The sequence below is a fragment of the Singulisphaera rosea genome (genome assembly GCF_054877945.1).
The window spans coordinates 1-261 of the sequence record NZ_JBTYIP020000146.1 but is presented as its reverse complement, the minus strand read 5'-3'; the positions used below and the strand labels follow the sequence as shown (position 1 = coordinate 261).

Here is a 261-nt window from a genome sequence, read left to right as displayed (position 1 = left end):
GCTGCACGCGCTCTGCCGTGTTGTTGTCCATCGGCACTTCCGGGTGCTCGACGAACACCGTTAGGCCCGTCCAGTGGTTGCCCAAGCTCTCCAGCACCTTCCGTCGCGCCGGGTGCAGCCCCGACTCCCCGAGCTCCGTCTCGCCGCGGGCCCCGAAGGCCGTCACCGCCGCGCGCAACGCGCCGTCGGCCGTGGCGAAGGCCACCGCGTCGGCACGTACCTCCAGGCGGGCCTCATTGAGTCGGTACAACGCACCGATCT

The 261-nt window shown here is 70.5% G+C and carries 1 protein-coding gene; it reads right to left on the bottom strand.

The window, feature by feature from the left end; translation table 11 throughout:
• On the bottom strand, window positions 1-261 hold a 261-nt coding region (locus tag ACYOEI_RS41550), incomplete at both ends, for an IS66 family transposase (protein WP_462856503.1).